The organism is Streptomyces katrae (assembly GCF_000717655.1).
In the GTDB taxonomy this organism is placed as follows: domain Bacteria; phylum Actinomycetota; class Actinomycetes; order Streptomycetales; family Streptomycetaceae; genus Streptomyces; species Streptomyces katrae_B.
The window spans coordinates 1-19,127 of sequence record NZ_JNZY01000027.1 but is presented as its reverse complement, the minus strand read 5'-3'; the positions used below and the strand labels follow the sequence as shown (position 1 = coordinate 19,127).

Sequence of the window (19,127 nt, the reverse complement as noted above, 5' to 3'; positions counted from 1 at the left end):
GGGTGGTTCACTGGCGGGATGCCGCTCGAAAACTACGGAGTGCTGTCCGGAACCCTGCACCGCCACTTCCGCGACCGGCCCGACGACCAGGGCCGCTGGTTCCACGTCCATCTGGAGGTCGACACCCCCGGCGGCCGCTACGAGTGTGCCGTCGACGTGGACAGCAAGAACTCCACGGTCGGCGTGCAGTGGAAGGTGTTCACCCTCCACGCCTCGGTGCTCGAACCCGTCGCCTCGCCGTCGCCCGGTTACCACGACCTCGCCATGGCCTCCGGATCGGGCGCGCTCGACTACCTCCGGCACCCGGCGCTCTCGGACCGCCCCGGCTGCCTCCTCGGTGGACACCCGCCGCAGTGGTACCAGCGCATCCTGGACCGGCTGAGCCCGCCCCGGCCCTGGATCTCCGGCTCCTGCCTGGAGGCCTCCGGGGCGCTGGAGCCGATCCTCGTGCCCGGCCGGCCGGCCCTGATCTTCGGCGAGCCCTTCGACGAGGGGCTCGGCATGCACAACATCCACCAGAACCAGGGCGACCCGTACGGCAGTCAGTGGTGGGCGGACAACGGCATCTGGCAGGACGGGGCCACGCTGACCCGGCGCCCGGACGGCCTCTTCGACGTGTTCGTCTCCAGGTTCTCCACCCAGAAGGAACCCACCGACGCCGACGGCCACCCGGTGCAGGCGCAGCCTTAGGCCTCGTGCGGGCGGCGGGCCGCCACCACCGCGCACGCCGCCGCGAGCGGCAGTTCCGCGCACACCGCCAGGGCCAGGGCCGTCGCCCGGGCGCTGCCCGGAGCCGAGGTCGTCACGTCGAACCAGGCGTCCATCACCAGCAGCGCGGCCGTCGCCGCGGCCAGGGGCGCCGCGCGGGCATCGTGCCGCCTCAGCAGCAGGCCCGTACCGCCGAGTCCGGCGGCCAGCACGGCGTCCAGCCCGATCCAGGCGGTGGACCAGTTGGAGACCTCCGCGGTCTGCGGCAGCGTCTTCGCCAGCACCGCCATCCAGGGCAGGAGCGCCACTCCGGCGCCGCTGAGCAGCATGGCCAGCCGGGGCGTACGGCGGGCGGGGAAGCGCGGGGCGACGAGGGTCATGGCGGTGGAGCTCCTTCCGGCCCCGGTGGTCCGTCCTCCGGGCACGGCGACCACTCTGGTCGCGCGGGAGGGCGAAATCAGTAGCGGCACTGTCCGGACCGGGGGTGGCACTGGCTGCACCACCGGGCAAGCACCAGGGTGGTGGTACGGCTCTGACCAGTGCGATTACCGTACGGGCATGGGACTTTCCGGGACGCTGCAGCGCACCACCAGCTGGATCGCCGCCCACGCTCCCTGGTCGGCGTGGGCCTGGCGCAGCACCGCCTTCACCGTCGCCGGGATCCCGACGGCCCTGCCCGCCGTGGCCGCTTTCACCTGCGTGGTCGTGGCGCCGGGCCGCGCGGCGGCCGCCCTGCTCCTGATGCTGCTCGTGAGCCCGCTGCTCACCCTGCTCCAACGCAGCCGGTTCCGGGAGCTGGTGGAGCTGGAGATACCCGCCGTCGGGTACGCGCACCGGCCGCTGCATCCGCGCGGGCTGCTCGAACGGCTGCGCTCCGAGTCGACATGGCGGCAGTACGGGTACCACCTGCTCGTCAGCCCGCTCGCCGGATCCGGCGGGGCCCTGATCGTCCTCGCCTGGGCGTGCGGGGTCGCCGGGGTCACCGTGTACGCCTGGTCGTGGCTGCTGCCCGTCGGGGACCGCGACCCGGGCTGGACCCAGGGCTACGACGTCGTCACCGTGCTCGGCGCCCTGCTCCTGGCGGCCACCCCCTGGGCGGCCGCCGCCCTGGCCCGGCTCGACGCCTTCGCCGCGGCCGCCCTCCTCGGACCCAACCGGGCCAAGGAGCTGGAGCGCCGCGTCGAAGACCTCGCCGAGAGCCGGGCCGGCGTCCTCGACGCCGCCGACCTCGAACGCCGCCGGATCGAACGCGACTTGCACGACGGCGCCCAGCAGCGCCTGGTCGCCCTCGCCATGAACCTCGGGATCGCCCGCGCCACCCTCACCGACCTGCCACCCGAGGCGAAGGCCGTGATCGACGAGGCCCACCGCGAGGCCAAAGAGGCCATCGAGGAGCTCAACAGCCTGGTACGCGGCCTGCATCCGGCCGTCCTGGAGGACCGGGGACTCGACGCGGCCCTCTCCGGGATCGCGGCCCGGGCGCCCCTGCCCGTCGAACTGACCGTGGAACTGGCGGACCGGCCCGGTCCCACCGTCGAGGCGGTCGCCTACTTCGTCGTCTCCGAAGCCCTCGCCAACGTCGCCAAGCACGCCCAGGCCTCACGCTGCCGCGTGGAGGCCCGCCGGGACGCCGGCCTGCTGCGCATCACCGTCACCGACGACGGGGTGGGCGGCGCGGACCCGGCCCGCGGCACCGGGCTGGTGGGCCTGCGCAAACGCGTAGGGTCGGTCGACGGAACCATCCTGATCAACAGCCCCCACGGGGGCCCGACCGTCGTGACTGTGGAGCTGCCGTGCGGGCTGTGATCGCCGAGGATTCGGTGCTGCTGCGAATAGGACTGGTCAAGGTCCTCGAAATGGCCGGATTCGAGGTGGCCGCCGAGACGGGGGACGCCGAGGCCCTGCTCGCCGCCGTTGCCGAACACCGGCCCGACCTGGCCCTGGTCGACGTCCGCATGCCGCCCGGCTTCACCGACGAGGGCGTGCGCGCCGCCCTGATGATCCGCCGGCAGTGGCCCGGGACCTCGGTGCTGCTGCTGTCCCAGTACGTGGAGGAGCGCTACGCCGCCGATCTGCTGGCCGGCCGGACCGGGGGCATCGGCTACCTGCTCAAGCAACGGGTCGCCGATGTCGAGGAGTTCATCGACGCCCTCAAGCGGGTCGCGGCCGGCGGCACCGCGCTCGACCCGCAGGTCGTCTCGCAGCTGCTGCTGCGCCGCGGGGGCATCGACCCGTTGGAGCGGCTCACCCCGCGCGAGCGGGAGGTGCTCGCGCTGATGGCCGAGGGGCGTTCCAACGCGGGGATCGCGGCGCAGCTCGTCATCAGCGAGAGCGCGGTCGCCAAGCACATCAACAACATCCTCGCCAAGCTCGACCTGCCGCAGGCCGACGGCGACCACCGGCGGGTGCTGGCGGTGCTGCGCTTCCTGGACGGGACCTCGTGAGCGGAGGCGGCGGCGGAAGCGGCGACGCAGGCGGTTGGCGTCCGCAGCGGTTGGCGTGGATCGTGGCCGCGGTCCTGAGCGCCGTCTTCGTCGTCGCCCCGGCCGCCTGGCAGGTCTGGGCGTACACGTCCACCGAGAGCGGGACGCTGAGCGGTGGCAGCGGCGAACGGCCGGTGGCCGCCGTGGAGATCGAAGCGGGCGGCGCCGACGTACGCGTCACCCCCCGCTCCGACCGGCAGGTGGTCTACCGGGCCGAGGTGCGCTGGTCGCTCACCGCTCCGGAGATAGAGGAGAGCTGGCTCGGCGACACCCTGAAGCTGACGCCGCGCTGCCCGGCGGTCGGGGCGGTCGTGGAATCAGGCCTCGGCTGCTCGGTCGACCTGGGCGTCACCGTGCCCGCCGGCATTCCGGTGAAGGTGAGCGCGGGCTCCGGCACGGTGGACATCAGCGGGCTGGCCGGCGCCGTCGATGCCGAGGTCGGTGCCGGTCAGCTCCGGCTGACCGCGCTGCGCGGACCGCTGCGGGCGAGCATCGGCTCCGGCTCGCTCGAAGCCTCGGGCCTCAGCTCGCCGCAGGCCGACCTCCGGGCCGGGGCGGGTTCGGCCGTCGCCCGCTTCGTCGCCCCGCCGCAGCAGGTCACCGCCCGGGCGGGCGCGGGCCACCTCCGGCTCACCGTGCCCGCAGCCACCCGGTTCCGGGTCACGGACCGGGCGGGGACGGGCCGCTGCGACGTCGCCCCCGGTATGCACGACCCCGCAGCGCCGGGCCGGCTGGACATCTCGGCGGACTCGGGCCGTGCCGAGGCGGCCTACTGAGAGCCGTGCCCTCACGGGCCCACGCCCGGACGGCGGCGGCCACGGCGGGGTGCCGTGGCCGCCGGGGTGGTCATGCGTGGGGCGGGACCCGGGTGGGGCGGCCCCTGCCGCGGGTGAGGGAGTACCCGAAGATGCCGGCGAGGGCGCCGAGCAGTCCGCCCGCCGCGGTCCAGACCCAGCGGTCGGACCAGCGGCCGCCGGACCAGCCGTCGGCCGGCTCGCCGACCGCCGCGGGCTGCGGCTTCGCCGGACTCCCCGAGGCCGCCTGGGCGGTCTTGCCGATGCCGGGTACGAGCGGCGCCGCCAAGGCGCCGTCCACCGCGTAGGCGCCTCCCGTGTCCCGGGTGACGGCCTCGACCTCGGCCCGTACCGGAAGACCGAGGTCCTCCTCCGCCACGCCGACGACCGTCAGGCGGACGTAGTAGCTGCCGGGGAGCGGGTCGTCGGCCCAGGGCTCGGCTCCCGGGCGGACGGTGCGCAGGGTGCAGGACAGCTCGACCGAGGCGGCCTCCTTGGCCGCCGCGGCCTGCTGCGTTCCGTACGTGCACGCCTGGCGGCGGCGCAGCCCGTCGTAGACGTCGAGCTGCCAGGTCGAGGCGCCGTGCCGGTTCGCCGCCGGAGGCAGTTTCACCGTGGCCTTCACCGTGGCCCGCTGCCCCGAGTCCAGCGGGACCACCCAGTACAGGTAGTCACCGGTGGACGCGTCGGCCGTGGCCCGCCTGCCCGGCTGGATCGCCGTGGCGGTACGGAACGCGGTGCCCGCCTCGGTCGGCCCGGACGCCTTGCCGCCGGAGCTCGGGCTCGCGCTCGCCGACGGGGTGTCCGCCGCGGCCGCGCCGGCCAGGCCGAGCACACCGCCGACGGCGAGGGCTGCGGCGGTCAGCATGCTTACGGTACGCATCAGTTGGTCCTCCAGACCGAGATACGCCAGCGGGAGATCCAGCCCCACAGCAGACCGGCGACGAGACCGGCGAGCACCAGCACGCCGAGCAGCCACCAGCCGCGGCCGAGGCCGAACGCCGCCGCGTCGGACGCGTCGTCGGGCCCGTCGACCACGTCGATGGTGAGCTCCACGGGCAGGCCCGGGGCGGTCTTGACGGAGGCGGGCGCCGAGAAGGAGTTGCTGATCTGCAGGCAGACGGTCTCCACCGCCGCCTTGCCGTCCTCGTCGGCGTCGGAGTCGAGCTCGGCCTTCGGGTAGCGCAGGCCGGCGGAGATCACGTCGGTGCGTCCGTCGCCCGCCTCCGAGCCGCGGACGATCTCCCGCCCGTGCACGGTCGTCGCACGCAGCATGACGCCGTAGTCGTTGTTGACGGCGCGGTCGGCGGCGATGCTCACCGAAGCGCGCAGCTCCTGGCCGGGCTTGACGTCCACCCGGTACCAGCGGTGCTCGCCGAACGTCTCACGGTCGGTGTAGAGGCCCGGGCCGAGCTGCGGGGCGCCCGCGCACTGCTTTGCGCCCTCGGTCGCCACCGGGGTGACGACCGGGGTGGCCGCACGGTCCACCAGCTGCTTGACGCGGCCGGAGAGCTCGGCGGTGTGCTGAACGGAGGTGTAGGTGCCGCCGGTTGCCTCGGCGATGCAGATCAGCTGGTTGCGCGTCTTGGCGTCCGGGACGAGCCCGAGCGTGTCGATGACCAGGTGGATGCCCTGGGCCGCGATGTCCCGCGCCACCTCGCACGGGTCGAGCGGGGCGCAGGTGTCCTCGCCGTCGGTGATGAGCACGATCCGCCGGGTCGCGTTGCCGCCCTTGAGGTCCTCGGCCGCGCCCAGGAGGGCGGGCCCGATGGGCGTCCAGCCGGTGGGGGCCAGGGTGGCCACCGCCGTTTTCGCCTCGGTCCGGTCGAGCTTGCCGACCGGGTAGAGCTGCTTGGTGTCCTTGCAGCCGAGCTGCCGGTCGTCACCGGGATAGGTGGCCCCGAGGGTCCGTATCCCGAGCTGTACCTCGTCCGGCGTGGCGTCCAGCACCTCGTTGAAGGCCTGCTTCGCCGCGGCCATCCGCGACTTGCCGTCGATGTCGGTCGCCCGCATCGAGCCGCTGACGTCGAGGACCAGCTCGACCTTGGGGGACTCCTTCGCCACCGGTTCGCCGGCGGCGGCATTCGCCGGGAAGAGCCCGACCGCCAGAGTGGCCAACAGGCCGCAGGCCCCGGCCGCCACCCATTTTCTTGTGATCATCGCCGGATCGTATTGAGGATCCACCCCCAAACCAAACCGCTCCGGGGAACCCCGCCCGCCCCGGCGCCACCGCGGTCGACCTGCTGTCGGCGGCGGCCGCGCTTACGCTGGACGGGGGGCCGGTTCGCAGTGCCCCGACGGAGGCGATCTCATGAGACGACGCCATCATTTCCACATCGAGCACGCGGGGCACTCCGTCAGTGCCACCGTCGAGACCGGCCACCACGTCGAGGTGGACATCCTGGTCGACGGCAAGGAGACCGGACACGGCACCACGCACCACGACCGGCCCGTCACCGTGCAGGTGGAGTTGCCGACCGAGCCGCCGATGCCGGTGTCCGTCCGCGCGACACCCGGTCCGGGCCTGCCGCGCTGCGTCCTCGAGTCCCCGGACGCCGACCCCCAGGTCATGTCCCCGCGCCACTACTGACGCCCGGCGGCGACGCGGCCGAGCGGCACGCCCCCGGCCGTGAAGCCGGGGAACATGCCGCTCGGGAGGGGATCAGGCGGGCGTCAGCTCGCCTGGAGGGTGACGTCGTCCACGACGAAGGAGGTCTGGAGGGACGGGTCCTCCACGCCCTGGAACTTCAGGGTGACGGTCTGGCCGGCGAACCGGGACACGTCGTAGCTCTTGAGTACGTAGCCCGGGGCCGCGTCCAGGTTGGACAGGGTCTCCAGGGTCTGGCCGCCCACCGAGACGGTGAACCGGTCGTAGACCACGTTCTCGTCCTCGTCGGTGTCGATGTGCAGGTAGAACGCGAGCCGCGCCGTGGCGCAGCCGGCGGGCAGGGACAGCGACTGGGAGGCGCTGTCCGTGTGGGAGGTGCCGTAGCCGGTCAGCCACGCCATGTACGAGCCGCTGTGCGAGACCTGGCCGGACTGGTTGGTGATGACCCCGGCCGTGGCGGTCCACGGGCTGCTGCCGCTCTCGAAGCCGCCGTTGACCACGACCTGCTGCGGGGTGCACGCCCCCCCGCCGCCGACGGTCAGGGTGTAGGTGGTGCTGTGGGCCACCGTGCCCGTGCCGGTGACGGTCAGGGTGTAGGTGCCCTGCGCCGTGCCCGCACCGACCTGGACGGTGAGCGTGGCGGAGCTTCCGGACTGCACGGACGCCGGGCTGAGCGTCGCCGTCACGCCGGACGGGGCGCCGGAGACCGACAGGGCGAGCGTCTGGGGGCTGCCGCTGACGGTGGTGGTGTTCACCGTGGAGGTGACGCTGGTGCCCGGGGCGGCGGAGCCGGCGGCCGGGGAGGTGCCGATCGAGAAGTCCTGCGCCGGGGTGTCGCCGCCGACGGCCTGCTTCCAGATCGCGTAGGCGACCCCGTCGGCGCTGCGGTCCAGCACCGTCGCGTTGATGTTGCCGGTCGTGTCGCAGGAGCTGTGGTAGCAGGCGTCGTACGCCGCGTTCGCGGTGCCGCCCCACTTCGCGGCCTGCGCCGAGGTCTTGCGGGCGCTGGCCCCGGCCGCGTAGCCGGAGGTGGGGATGCCGCCCTGCTGGAAGGAGTAGTCGTCACTGCGGCCCTGGCCCTCGGTGTTCTCCTCGGGGGCGAGGTTGAGCGAGGTCCAGTACGCCTTCAGCGGTGCGGCGGTGGTGGAGTTGACGTTGTTGATGAAGTAGCCGCCGTTGGGCGAGCCGACCATGTCGAAGTTGTAGTAGCCCTTGATGGCGGCCTTCTCGGCGCTGCTGAGCCGGCCCACGTAGAACTCCGAGCCGTTCAGGCCCTGCTCCTCGTCGGTCCACCAGGCGAAGCGCACGTGCTTGGTCAGGGCGGGGTTCTTCTGCGCGAGGACGAGAGCGTTCTCCAGCAGGGTCGCGGAGCCCGAGCCGTTGTCGTTGATGCCCGGACCCGCGGAGACGCTGTCGAGGTGGGCGCCGAACATGACCGTCTGGTCGGCGGGGCCGCCGGGCCAGTCCGCGATCAGGTTGCTGGACGGGTAGGTGCAGGAGGTGCAGTTCTGCTCGGTGACGGTGAAGCCGGCCGCCTGCAGCTTGCCCTTGATGTACGCCACGGACTGGGTGTATCCGGCGCTGCCGGCCCGGCGGTGGCCGCCGTTCTGCGAGGCGATGGTGTTCAGCTGGGCGAGGTGGGCCTGGACGTTGGCCACGTCGATGTTCGGCGGGTCGGTCCCGGGCTGGGTGCTGCCGACGTTGAGGACGTAGTCGACGGTGTGCGCGAGGCTCGGGCCCTGGCCCTTGACCGTGACGGTGGAGGACCCCGGCGCGGCGTTGGACGTGGCGGAGAGGGTCAGCGTCGAGGACTGGCCGGACTGCACGGTGGCCGGGTTGAAGGATGCGGTCACTCCGGACGGCAGGCCGGCGGCCGTGAGGGTCACCTGCTGCGCCTGTCCGGTGGTGGTGTTGGTGGTCACGGTGGTGGTGACCGAGGCGCCCTGCCGGACGGTGCCCGACGCCGGGTTCAGCGCCATCGAGAAGTCGTCGTTCTGGCCGCTCGGGGTACAGGTCGGGTCGCCGGACTGGGCGGGCACGCTGATCGCGTCCCAGGCGGCCTTGGTCCTGGTGAACAGGTTGCAGGTCGTCGGGTCGAGCGACTTGGCGGAGCTGAGGGTCGCCGTCCGGTACTTCTTGTAGGACATGCTGCTGGTCTTGAGGAGCATGCCGCCGTAGAAGATCTTGCCGGCGTTCTGCACGCCCACGCCGGTGACCGTGGACTGGTTGCAGGTGGGGCTGTTCGGCTTGCCGCCGCCCGGGCTGCTGCCCTCGGCCAGCAGGTAGAACCAGTGGTTCAGCGGACCCGCGGCCTTGTGCACCTCGGTGCCGGGTATCGCGGAGCTGTAGCAGGCCGGGTCGTTGTTGACGGCCGGCGGGTTGTACATGTTCCGGATCGGCCCGTTGCCCTGGAGGTTGATCATCTCGCCGACGGTGTAGTCCGGAGTGTCGTACGGGGCCGGCTCGTTGGCGTACGCCTCGGTCAGCGCGCCGAAGATGTCGCCGGTGGCCTCGCCGAGCCCGGACTCCTGGCCGCTGGTGCCACCGGGGGTGTTGGAGTCGATGGCATGCCCGTATTCGTGGGCCACCACGTCGATCCCGGCGATCCACTCGTCGGCGCTGTTGTGCCCGATGGTGACCGAACTGCCGTCCCAATAGGCGTTGAGGTCGCCCAGGCCCACCTTGCCCGGGAAGCTGCGGCCGTTGCCGCTGACGCCGTTGCGGCCCAGCCACTGGCTCAGCATGTCCCACTGCTTCTGGGCGGCGAACATGAGGTCCGTACAGCCGGTTTCCCTGGACGTCGCGTTGCCCGTGCCCCAGGTGTCCGAGGACTTCGTGAACACGCTGCCGGTGCTGTAGTCCGCGCAGCTCAGACCGGGCCGGTTCGGGTCGCGCAACGAGTACGAGCCGCCCGAGGCGGTGGTGGAGATGGTGAGCGGGTTCGGGCCGTTCCACTTGCTGGTGCCGCTGCCGGCCACGACCTCGTCGTGGCGGTCGACGAGCTTGCCGGTGCGGGCGTCGACGAAGACGTGCAGTGTGCTGGGCGCCGTCCTGGTGTTGCCGGAGAGGACGGTCTCCCAGGCCAGGACCGGCTTGTCGTCCTTGATCTTGACGACGAGCCGGCTGTCGAGCACCTTGTCGACCTTCGCCAGCTCGGCGCGCGAGGTGGCCTCGGCCGTCTTCGCGGTGACGGAGGGGGTGGTCGCCACGTCGATCACGGTGGACGTGGCCGACTGGAGGGCGCGGACGTGCCCTTCGCCGTCGGCGAGGACGACCGCGTCGCCGCCGACGACCGGCAGGCCGCGGTAGCTGCGCTCGTAGGAGACGGAGTACAGGTCCTGTACCCAGGGGGTGACCAGGCGCCGGTCGTACTGCTGCTGGGGTGAGTTGACCAGGGTGTCGAGACCGCTGCGGACCGCCGCGTCGGCGGCGGCGACCGCGCGCTCGGCGGACTTGGCCTGCGGGGAGGGTGCGGACCGGGCCTGTGCCGAGGCCGATGCTGCGGTGGCCAGCGTGCCGGCGAGGCTCGCGGTCAGCGCCATGGCCGCCACGGAAGCCATCCATCTGGTGGGCTGCAAGAGTCCACTCCGATCGTGTGTGGGGGGTGCGGCTGGGTGTTGGCGCCGAGTATGGGCGTGGACATGGCGAGATTGGGACATCTCTGCGCGCATAAGACCCGCGTTATGGTGCCGTGGGGTCACGCTGCGTAAGCTGCCGGAATGCAGCTGGAGTTGAGGCATCTGCAAGCCGTGTGCCAGATAGCGGAGTCCGGCAGTCTGGGCGGCGCGGCCCGCCGGCTGGGTGTCTCCCAGCCCGCGCTCTCCGCGCAGTTGCGCAGGATCGAACGGGTCACGGGCGGCGAGCTCTTCGTTCGCGGCCGGCACGGCGTGGAACCCACTCCGCTGGGCCAGTTCGTCCTGGCCAAGGCGCGCCGCGTGCTCACCGAGATGGAAACCCTCGGTGCCGAGACCCGCGCCATGGCGACCGACGCCCCGCTGCGGCTCGGCTGCATCCTGCTCGTCCTGATCGACGGCCTGCTCGCGCGGACGGACCTGACCCTGTCCGGGCGGGAGATCACCGTGGACGTGGAGCACTCGGTGACCGCGCTCGTACGGATGCTCGGCGCGGGCCGGTACGACGTCATCGTCTACGGCGAGGTGAACGACCACGAGGTCGCGCTGCCCCAGGGGGTCCTGGCCCGGACCCTGGTGCCCAAGGAGCCGTTCTGCATCCGGATGTCCACCCGGCACCCCTTGGCGGGGCGCGAAGTCCTGGACCTCGCCGAACTGGCCGACGAGCAGTGGATGACCCTGGTGGAGGACGACGACGGCGGCCCCGAAGCCCTGGTCGAGGCCTGTGCGAAGGCCGGCTTCGTCCCGTCCCTGCGCTACCGGATCACGGACCGCAAGATGCGCCACGACCTGGTGGCGGGGGGCCGGGCCATATCCCTCACCCAGCCCACGGCCCCCGCGGTGGAGGGCACCGTGATGCGCCCGCTGCGCGGCACCCCGGTCACGGGCCGCATCCGCCTCGCGTGGAACCGCTCGTCGGTCTCCGCCGGACAGGCGGACACCCTCTACCGCGCGGCGGCCGGCGCGTACCTGGCCAACGTGGACAACAACCCCTTCCACCGCACCTGGTGGAATGCCCACCCGGAGTCCCACCCGGTTCTCGGGTGAGGGCCGGCGCCCGTCGCGGGCGGTGCCCTCAGCGGGGGACGCCTGCGGCGTGCGGGCGGAGCCGCTCGGCGTGGACCAGTCCCGCGACGTGGTCGGTGACCATGTCGAGGATCTCCGCCGCCGCGGCGGCGTCGCCGAGCACGAGGAAGTTCAGGGTCAGCCCGTCCGTCATCGCCGCCAGATAGCGGGCCAGTACGGGGACGGGGACGCGGAGTTCGAACTCCATGCCGAGCCGGACCCGCTCGATGAGCTCGGCGTACGTCGCGCAGTACAGCTCGTACTGCCGCCGGGCCAGATGCTCGAACCCCGGCTCGCGCAGGGCGTACTGCGTGAGCTCGTACGTCAGCATGTGCTCGGCGGGATGGGCGCAGACGTGGTCCCAGTACGCCTGGAAGCCGGCCCGGACGGTCTCCCGGAGGGTGGTGCGGGGCCGGACGGCCTCCTTCACCACCGTCAGGTAGTGCTCGGTGATCGTCTCGATGACGGATTCGAGCAGCGCCTGCTTGGAGTCGAAGCAGTAGTGGAAGACGCTCAGCGACACGTCCGCCTCGGCGGCGATGGAGCGGGTCGTCGTCCTGGGGACGCCGTCGCGGGTCATCGCGCGGATCGCGGCCTCGGTCAGCTGCCGGCGCCGCTGCGCCAACGGCATCCGTGCCATGCCGGTTCTGTTCCCTTCCTTCGCGTACTGCGGCGGACGGCCGGGGCCGGCCGGATCGAAGGATCCGATCCGGCCGGCCCCGGCCGCCGCCCCGGCGCCGTCAGCTGCTGTAGACGCCGACCTCGTGCAGGGAGTACCCCCACTGTGTACCGCGCCCCGCCCCGTGGACGCGGACGTAGCGGGCGGAAACGCCGGCGAACTGCGCCGTGTCCAGGCCGCCGTCACCGGAGGCCGTGGACCACACCGTCTGCCAGTTCACGTCGTCCGTGGAGACCTCGATCCGGTACGACTTCCCGTACGCGCGTTCCCAGTCGAGGGTGACGCGCTTGACGAGGCCGGGGGACCCGAGGTCGATCCGGAGCCACTGGTCGTCGTTCCAGTCGCTCGCCCAGCGGGTGCTCGTGTTGCCGTCCACGGCCCGGCCGGGCGCGTAGCTGACGAACGGGTTCCACTCGGCGGAGCTGGCCGAGGAGGACGCGCCCGCGGCGAGGTTCACCCCGGCCTTGTGCTGCTCGGACGCCCCCCAGGTGCGCAGGTAGGACTCGGCGCCCTTGAAGAGATCGTCCACGACCCCCTGGCCTCCGACGAGCCGGATGTCCTCGATCCAGTCGGGGACGAGGCCGTAGTGCGCGGCGCCGTCGGTGTTCAGGTCCCAGGTGCGCTGCCCGGTGGTCTGCTTGTCGATGACGGAGCCGCCGTCGGGGCTGCGGAAGGGGTACTTCACCGGGTTCGGGGCGTCGGCGCCGCGCGGGCCCGGCCAGCCGCCGACCCCGTTCATGTCGGTGCCGTACCCGTAACCGACGCGGTACTTGTCGCGCAGTGCCTTCGTACGCGCGGCCTCGGCGCTGAACCCCTCGGAGCCGTTCATGTACTGGGCGGCGAACCCGCCGAGCTTGTAGAGGCGCTCGGTCCAGCCCAGGTCCATCCAGCTGTGCGAGGAGATCACGCCCGGGTAGGACTCGGACTCGAGGATGTCGAAGGCCCGGCCCGCGGCCTTGACGCTCATGTGGTCGACTTCGAGCATCATCTTGCGCTTCATCATGCCGCGCACGGCGTACTCGCCGAGATCGGTGAGACCCCGGGTGTTGCACTGTGCGTCGGCCGCGTACGAGGGGACCGACACGCCCGCCGGCAGCTCCTTCTGCGCCGAAGGCGCCGGGGCCAGGCCGATCGGGTTGTCGTGCTGCGGGCCGGTGCACTGCTCGGTCTTCCAGAAGGTGCCGGTCGACAGGAACTGCCCCACGTTGATCGCCGTGCCCAGGGCGCCCCCGTCGAAGCGGACCCCGCACAGGGCGTTGTCGAACTTGTGGCAGAGGAACATGCTGCGGACGCCGATCCGGTGCAGCTCGTCGAGCCCGCGGTCGATGTCCTCCTTGCTGCACTGGGAGATGTCCAGGATCTGCTTGCAGCCGAAGGGCTCGGAGGTCTCCACGCCCAGCACCACGGCCAGCTTGCCCTGCTTGATGACCTCGCGGGCCTGCGCGGAGTCCGTGACGATGCGGAACCATCCCTTGCCCGGGCCGCCGTACATCTTGTCGATGTGGGCCTGCATGTCGTACGTCTTCTGCGCCTCGAGGCGGATGGCGGTCATCTCGTCACAGCTGCGGTCCTTGAAGAAGTAGACCGAGCAGATCACGCCGTTGGTGACGAGGTCGTTGACGAGTACGCGCTGGCCGCCGCGCCAGGCGCGCTCGATCCAGGCGTAGTAGTTCTGCTGGTGGGTGAGCGAGTCGTGGGCGGGCCAGTCCTTGAACGTCGGCCAGCCGTTGGGGTCGTGCTTGCCGTCCCCGCCCTTGGTGATGAAGTCGAACACCGCGAGGGTGCCGTCGGGGTAGTGCTCCGGGCAGTCCTTGAGCGCGTCGGCGATCCCGAGGTCGGAGAACGCCTTGCCGCAGATGAGCCGGCCGCCGAAGCCCTCGTTGGACATGATGTGGTCGTGGGCGTCGACGAAGCCCCGTACCTGTCCCTGGGCGTCGGTGCCCTTGAAGGGCTCGCCCGTCACGTTGATCTGGGAGTCGGGCGCGGGCCGCGCGGTGGGGTTCCACCAGCCGGGCTCGCCCTCGGCGGCGGCCCCGGGCGCCGGCCCGAGGGCCATGGCCACCATGGCGAAGAGCAGGGCGAGCAGCGCGAGGGGCCTGCGCCTGGGGCGGGGGGCTCGGGTCATGGTCATCACTCACGTCATCGGGAGGCGGATGGCGCGGTCGAGGACGCAGACCGTCGGAGAGACCCGGCTGATTGTCATGTCCCGCGCAGGCAGTGTGACGAGAATGGCTACCGGCGGTAACAGAGTCAAGAGTCCGGGACGGATGACCTGATCGCATGTCAGGTGTGGCGCGAGGTGCCCGGGGGAGGACCGGGGACGGCGCAGCCCGCCGGGACGACCGTCGCGGCGGCAGCCGTGCGCGGGCGCCGGAACCCCGGCGCCCGCCACGATGCGGGGCGCTACTCGGCGCCCTCGCCGAGGACCGCCGCGATGCCCTGCGCGAGGCAGGGGATCCGGTGGGCCGGGATCCCCGCGATGTTGATCCGCCCCGCGGTCGTCCCGTAGATCGCGAACCCGCTGCGCAGCCGCAGCATCTGGCGCGGTGTGAGCGGCAGCATCGAGAACATCCCCTTCTGCCGCGCCAGCACATCGGCCTGCGCGCCCCAGCCCAGCGCGGTCAGCTCGGAGGTCAGCCCCTTCCGGTTGTCCTCGATCCGGGTCCGCATCCCGTCCAGCTCCGCACGCCACAGGGCCCGCAGCCCCTCGTCCTCGAGGATCGCCGTCACCACCGCGGCGCCGTGCTCCGGGGGCATCGAGTAGAGGGTGCGCGCCGCGTTCTGCAGCGCCGTCTCCACGTGCCGCAGCGACTGGTGCGATGTGCCGAGCACGACGGCGCAGCCGGTCCTGTCGCTGTAGAGCCCGAAGTTCTTCGAGCAGCTGATGGCGACCAGCATCTCCGGAACCCGCTCCGCGAGCAGTCGCGTGGCGGCCAGATCGGCCTCCAGTCCGTCGCCGAGCCCGTGGTACGCGAGGTCCACGAACGGCACCCAGCCGGCCCGCGCGGCCAGCCCGGCCACGGCTTCCCAGTCCTGCGCGGAGGGGTCGACCCCGGTGGGGTTGTGGCAGCAGCCCTGGAGCAGGACGACGTCGTCGCGGCGCGCCTCCCCGAGGTCCCGCAGCATGCCCGCCGTGTCGAAGCGGCCCTCGGCGTCGACCCAGCCGTACGTCCGCACGGTCAGCCCGGCGGCCTCGAGGATGGGCCGGTGGTTGACGTACGCGGGGTCGCTGATCCAGACCGTCGTGCCCGGCCGGGTGCGGCAGATCAGGTCGGCCAGCAGGCGCAGCGCGCCGCTGCCCGCGACCGTCTGGACCGCCACGGCCCGCTCGGCCGCCCCGCCCGGGCCCAGGACCAGCGACAGCATCGCCCGGTTGAAGCCGGCGTTGCCGGAGAGCCCCCGGTACTCCTTGGAGGCGGAGTGCTCCGCCAGGCGTATCTCGGCCTCGCGGACGGCCGCCATGACCGGGGTGCCGCCCGTCTGGTCGCGGTAGACGCCGAGGACGAGGTTCAGGCGCTCGGGCCGCGCGTCGGCGCCGTACGCCTCGGTCAGGTCCCACAGCGGGTCGACGGGCGGCGGCAGGAGGAGCTCAAGCATGGACGGGAACCTCGGGCTGGGGGCGGGTACGGGTACGGGGGCGCCGGTTGGCGAGGGCGACGCCCGCGGTGATGAGCGGGACGCCGATGAGCACGGCCACGGTCGGCGATTCGTCGAGCAGGGGAATGGCGAGCAGGACCACGGCGACCGGGCTGAGGCTGCCCACGGTGGAGCTGCGCTCGGCGCCGAGGCTGCGGATGGCGAAGGCGTACAGCAGGCCGGCGCACAGGCCGACGCCCAGCCCCTGCACCACCAGGAACAGGGCGATGTCGCTCCCGGCCGCCGAGGCCAGGCCGCTCGGCAGCACCCCGGTCAGCACCAGCAGGGCCATCACCGCGAACGAGGGCAGGCAGAGCAGGCCGATCGATCCGACGGGATCGAGGTCCACCTCCCTCAGCCCGACGGTGTACAGGGCCCACAGCCCGCTGGCGACGAGCAGGATGCCGGCGCCTGCCAGCACCTGGGTGTCCAGCGGGACCACGTACCGCCAGACCAGCGCGACCACGCCGACCGCGATCAGCCCGAGGCCGGCCGCCTGCGTGCCCCGGGGCGCGCCGCGGCCGCCGGCGACCACGAGGGCGGAGACGAACAGCGGGACCATCCCGGGGACGATCGAGCCGACGAACGCCGCCGAGGTCAGGGAGCCGCCGTACATCGCGGCCAGGAAGAACGGCACCCCCGCGCCGCAGGCGATCTTGAGCGCGGCGGCCGGGCGCACGGCGGCGATCCGCCGGCGTCGCCGCCACAGCGCGGGCGCCAGGACGAGCAGCGGGACGCCGAAGCGCAGGAGCGCCGCGTCGGCGGGCAGCAGGGAGGAGGTGCTCAGGGCCCGGGCGCTGAGCGCGAAGGCGGCCCAGATCAGCACGGTCACGGCCAGGGCCGCGGTGCCCTGCGCCTGAGGGGAGAGCCCGAAGCGGCCCGTGGCGCGGCCCGGTGGGGGCGCCGTCGCGGGCCCGGCGTTCGTGGTGACCAAGGGGGTTCCTCCAGCCTCAGGGGCCGGATCCGGCCATGGAGCAACGCTAGATCTTTTGCCGGGGCAGCCGATTGCCAGTTCTGCCTCCCAGGCATACGTTTGGGGCAGAATCTGCCAAGGAGTGGTGATGGACGCAGTCGATCTGCAGATCATCCGTGAGTTGCAGGCCGACGGACGGCTGTCCAACCAGGACCTCGCCGACCGGGTCCGGCTGTCCCCGTCGCCCTGCCTGCGCCGGGTGCGGCGCCTGGAGGAGGCCGGCCTGATCCGCGGTTACACGGCCATGGTCGACCAGGTCGCCTTCGGCCTGCCGATCACCGTCTTCGTCCGGATACGCCTGGACCGGCACACGAAGGAGGCGGTCCGGGTCTTCGAGGAGCACGTCGCGGTCATCGAGCACATCCAGGACTGCTATCTGATGGCCGGAAGCAGCGACTACCTGCTCCGCGTGGTCATCGAGAGCCTGGAGGCGTACGAGGCCCTGGTCCGCCACCGGATCCACGCCATCCCCGGCATCGCGTCGATCGAGTCGAGCTTTGCATTCGGCAGCGTGAAACAGTCCCGGGTCTACCCGAGCCCCACGTGACATACGGACGCCGGAGAGGCCGTGGGCCTCTCCGGCGTCCGTCGTGCGGGGCGATTTCCTGCCCTCACTTGCCGAGCTTCTGCTTCAGGTTCTCCTTCAGCTGCAGCTTGATGTCCTGCTTGTTCACCTGGCCGCCCGTGCCGGTGCCGTCGCCGCCGACGGCGGTGGCGTCGCCGGTGTTGATGGCGTCGGCGCTGGCGTTGCCGCCGGTGGCGTTGCCGGTGGTGACCTCGCACCCGCCCTCGCAGTTGCCGACGCCGGTGCTGGCGTTGCCGCCCGTGGCCTCGCCGCCGACGGTGGTGTTCTCGGCGTTGGCGTCGCCGCCGGTGCCGATGCCGTCGGCGCTGTCGTCCTGGAGGAGGCTGACGGCCTGCTGCGGAGCGGCGACGGGTGCGGCCATGGCGGTCGCCGGGAGGGCGATGCCACCACCGACCAGCGCCAGGGAAGCTCCGGCCAGAACGATGCGACGGGTCGTGAAAAGCTCGAACATGGTAATTCTCCATTCGGAATAAGAAAGGGCTGGTAAACCGTCTCCGGGAGTTCCCCGGTGAGGGCGTACTTCAAATAAACCCGACGGGAGAACACGCGTCACGCCACTCGAACACGTGACTTGACGCCGGGAATCGATCTTGGTAGACCGGGCGCTCGGGTGGATCGCTGGATAGAATTCCCGGTAGGAAAGAGCGGCCCGTCGCGTCGGCGAGCCGTCGCCAGGTCGGCCGGGTGAGGGTGGTGCCTGATGGGCACGGCATCGGACTTGAGCCTCTACGCGGGCCGCCCCTCCGGCCTGATCGGGAAGCAGATCGCGGGTTACCGGGTCGAGCGCATGATCGGCCGCGGCGGCATGGCCGTCGTCTACTGCGCGCGGGACCTGAATCTGGACCGCATGGTGGCGCTCAAGCTGATCGCCCCGGAACGCGCCCGCGACGAAACCTTCCGGCGCCGCTTCACCCGGGAATCGCGTGTCGCCGCGTCGATCGACCACCCGCACATCGTGCCGATCTTCGAGGCCGGTGAGACCGACGGCGTCCTGTACCTCGCCATGCGCTACGTCTCCGGCCTGGACCTGCGGGCCATGCTGGACCGGGACGGTCCGCTCCCCGTGCCGACCGCCGTCCGCATCGCCGCCCAGGTGGCCTCGGCCCTCGACGCTGCGCACGAGCACGATCTGGTGCACCGGGACGTCAAGCCCGGCAACATCCTGATCGCCGCGGGCACCGACAGCGAGCACCCCGAACACGTCTACCTCACGGACTTCGGACTGACGAAGAACGCACGGTCGGCCACCGGGATCACCACCACCGGCGAGTTCCTCGGCACGCTCGGCTACATGGCCCCGGAGCAGATCTCCGGCCGGCCGCTGGACGGCAGGTGCGATCTCTACAGCCTCGCCTGCGTCGTGTACGAGACCTTCGCGGGCGGGCCGCCCTTCGAGCGCGACGAGGATGCCGCGCTGCTGTGGGCGCACCAGTACGACCCCCCGCCTCCCCTGACCGAGCGGCGGCCGGGAGTCCCGCCCGCCGTCGACGAAGTCCTGGCCAAGGCTCTGGCGAAAATCCCCGAGGACCGCTACGACTCCTGCCTGGAATTCGTCGCGGCCCTGCGCGTCGCCACCGCGACCGGCGCCCCCCAGCCCGTCGGTCCGCCGTCCCGGGCGGAAGCGCTGCCGGCCGGGCACGGACAGCGCGCGGCGTCGGATGCGGTGCATCGCAAGGCGGAGGAGCGTCCGCATACTGGGCGTATTCGGGCGTTCCGACAACGCGGCGAGGCGGCGTAGCCGACGTCGTGCGCCCGCCGGGGATTGCGGGACAGCCCTTAGGCCAGTCCGTACGAGCGGGTGGCGGTCGGGGGTCACAGACCCATGGAGATGGCCAGTCGGGTGAGCTCGGCGGTGTTGTTGATTCCCAGCTTGGCGCGGATGCGGCGGAGGTAGGCGTCGACGGTGTGCTTGGAGAGTCCCATGTGGCGGGCCGTCTGCAGGTAGGTGCGGCCGGCGGCGATG

At 72.1% G+C, this 19,127-nt stretch carries 18 protein-coding genes; 8 read left to right on the top strand and 10 right to left on the bottom strand.

What is annotated here, in order from left to right; translation table 11 throughout:
* Positions 1-18: 18 nt before the first annotated feature.
* A complete protein-coding gene (locus IF09_RS0127765) occupies positions 19-690 on the top strand; it encodes a DUF2278 family protein (protein ID WP_030300112.1) in 672 nt (223 codons plus the stop codon).
* On the opposite strand, the gene IF09_RS0127760 is transcribed toward IF09_RS0127765, so the two are convergent.
* Complete coding sequence (locus tag IF09_RS0127760) at positions 687-1,088, bottom strand: LPXTG cell wall anchor domain-containing protein (RefSeq protein WP_051832976.1); 402 nt, start codon at positions 1,086-1,088, stop codon at positions 687-689. The two genes, IF09_RS0127765 and IF09_RS0127760, sit on opposite strands and share 4 nt — an antisense overlap.
* A gap of 178 nt (positions 1,089-1,266) precedes the next feature.
* Here IF09_RS0127760 and IF09_RS0127755 point away from each other — a divergent pair, with 178 nt between their 5' ends.
* The 3 genes from IF09_RS0127755 to IF09_RS0127745 all read left to right on the top strand — a co-directional run bounded on the left by IF09_RS0127755 (position 1,267) and on the right by IF09_RS0127745 (position 3,967).
* On the top strand, positions 1,267-2,514 hold the full coding sequence (locus IF09_RS0127755) for a sensor histidine kinase (RefSeq protein ID WP_051832975.1): 1,248 nt from the start codon (positions 1,267-1,269) through the stop codon (positions 2,512-2,514).
* A complete protein-coding gene (locus IF09_RS0127750) occupies positions 2,502-3,152 on the top strand; it encodes a response regulator (RefSeq protein WP_030300109.1) in 651 nt (216 codons plus the stop codon). Before IF09_RS0127755 ends, IF09_RS0127750 begins: the two co-directional genes overlap by 13 nt.
* A 62-nt stretch (positions 3,153-3,214) precedes the next feature.
* On the top strand, positions 3,215-3,967 hold the full coding sequence (locus IF09_RS0127745; RefSeq protein WP_158710075.1) for a hypothetical protein: 753 nt from the start codon (positions 3,215-3,217) through the stop codon (positions 3,965-3,967).
* A gap of 70 nt (positions 3,968-4,037) precedes the next feature.
* Here the strand turns inward: IF09_RS0127745 and IF09_RS0127740 are convergent, their stop codons facing one another.
* Positions 4,038-4,868, bottom strand: coding sequence for a hypothetical protein (locus IF09_RS0127740; RefSeq protein WP_030300102.1), 831 nt, complete (start codon positions 4,866-4,868; stop codon positions 4,038-4,040).
* Positions 4,868-6,145, bottom strand: coding sequence for a VWA domain-containing protein (locus tag IF09_RS0127735; RefSeq protein ID WP_030300100.1), 1,278 nt, complete (start codon positions 6,143-6,145; stop codon positions 4,868-4,870). The genes IF09_RS0127740 and IF09_RS0127735 overlap by 1 nt, the downstream gene beginning before the upstream one ends.
* 151 nt (positions 6,146-6,296) lie before the next feature.
* Between IF09_RS0127735 and IF09_RS0127730 the strand changes: the two genes are divergently transcribed.
* On the top strand, positions 6,297-6,575 hold the full coding sequence (locus tag IF09_RS0127730) for a hypothetical protein (RefSeq protein ID WP_030300099.1): 279 nt from the start codon (positions 6,297-6,299) through the stop codon (positions 6,573-6,575).
* A gap of 83 nt (positions 6,576-6,658) precedes the next feature.
* Here the strand turns inward: IF09_RS0127730 and IF09_RS0127725 are convergent, their stop codons facing one another.
* Positions 6,659-10,153: a M28 family peptidase gene (locus IF09_RS0127725; protein WP_030300098.1), complete on the bottom strand. Its 3,495-nt coding sequence runs from the start codon at positions 10,151-10,153 to the stop codon at positions 6,659-6,661.
* A gap of 159 nt (positions 10,154-10,312) precedes the next feature.
* On the opposite strand from IF09_RS0127725, the gene IF09_RS0127720 reads away from it, so the two are divergent.
* Positions 10,313-11,272, top strand: coding sequence for a LysR family transcriptional regulator (locus IF09_RS0127720; protein ID WP_030300097.1), 960 nt, complete (start codon positions 10,313-10,315; stop codon positions 11,270-11,272).
* Between the two features lie 28 nt (positions 11,273-11,300).
* Here IF09_RS0127720 and IF09_RS0127715 read toward each other — a convergent pair whose 3' ends face one another.
* From IF09_RS0127715 to IF09_RS0127700, 4 genes are all read right to left on the bottom strand, one after another.
* Positions 11,301-11,930: a TetR/AcrR family transcriptional regulator gene (locus IF09_RS0127715; protein WP_030300094.1), complete on the bottom strand. Its 630-nt coding sequence runs from the start codon at positions 11,928-11,930 to the stop codon at positions 11,301-11,303.
* 100 nt (positions 11,931-12,030) lie between these two features.
* Entirely contained in the window at positions 12,031-14,034 is a 2,004-nt protein-coding gene (locus tag IF09_RS0127710) for a discoidin domain-containing protein (RefSeq protein WP_418953079.1), read from the bottom strand.
* 338 nt (positions 14,035-14,372) lie between these two features.
* Positions 14,373-15,566, bottom strand: coding sequence for an aromatic amino acid transaminase (locus IF09_RS0127705; RefSeq protein WP_030300090.1), 1,194 nt, complete (start codon positions 15,564-15,566; stop codon positions 14,373-14,375).
* Positions 15,559-16,539, bottom strand: a complete 981-nt coding sequence (locus tag IF09_RS0127700; protein WP_030300088.1) for a DMT family transporter — start codon at positions 16,537-16,539, stop codon at positions 15,559-15,561. The genes IF09_RS0127705 and IF09_RS0127700 overlap by 8 nt, the downstream gene beginning before the upstream one ends.
* A gap of 127 nt (positions 16,540-16,666) precedes the next feature.
* On the opposite strand from IF09_RS0127700, the gene IF09_RS0127695 reads away from it, so the two are divergent.
* On the top strand, positions 16,667-17,125 hold the full coding sequence (locus IF09_RS0127695; protein ID WP_030300086.1) for an Lrp/AsnC family transcriptional regulator: 459 nt from the start codon (positions 16,667-16,669) through the stop codon (positions 17,123-17,125).
* A 64-nt stretch (positions 17,126-17,189) separates the two neighbouring features.
* Here the strand turns inward: IF09_RS0127695 and IF09_RS0127690 are convergent, their stop codons facing one another.
* Positions 17,190-17,615, bottom strand: coding sequence for a hypothetical protein (locus IF09_RS0127690; RefSeq protein WP_030300084.1), 426 nt, complete (start codon positions 17,613-17,615; stop codon positions 17,190-17,192).
* Between the two features lie 249 nt (positions 17,616-17,864).
* On the opposite strand from IF09_RS0127690, the gene IF09_RS0127685 reads away from it, so the two are divergent.
* The gene (locus tag IF09_RS0127685; protein WP_078613496.1) at positions 17,865-18,902 is read left to right on the top strand and encodes a serine/threonine-protein kinase; all 1,038 of its coding nucleotides are present in this window, start codon (positions 17,865-17,867) and stop codon (positions 18,900-18,902) included.
* 74 nt (positions 18,903-18,976) lie between these two features.
* Here the strand turns inward: IF09_RS0127685 and IF09_RS43550 are convergent, their stop codons facing one another.
* The gene (locus tag IF09_RS43550) at positions 18,977-19,126 is read right to left on the bottom strand and encodes a response regulator transcription factor (RefSeq protein WP_078613495.1); all 150 of its coding nucleotides are present in this window, start codon (positions 19,124-19,126) and stop codon (positions 18,977-18,979) included.
* Between the last annotated feature and the right edge of the window lies 1 nt (position 19,127).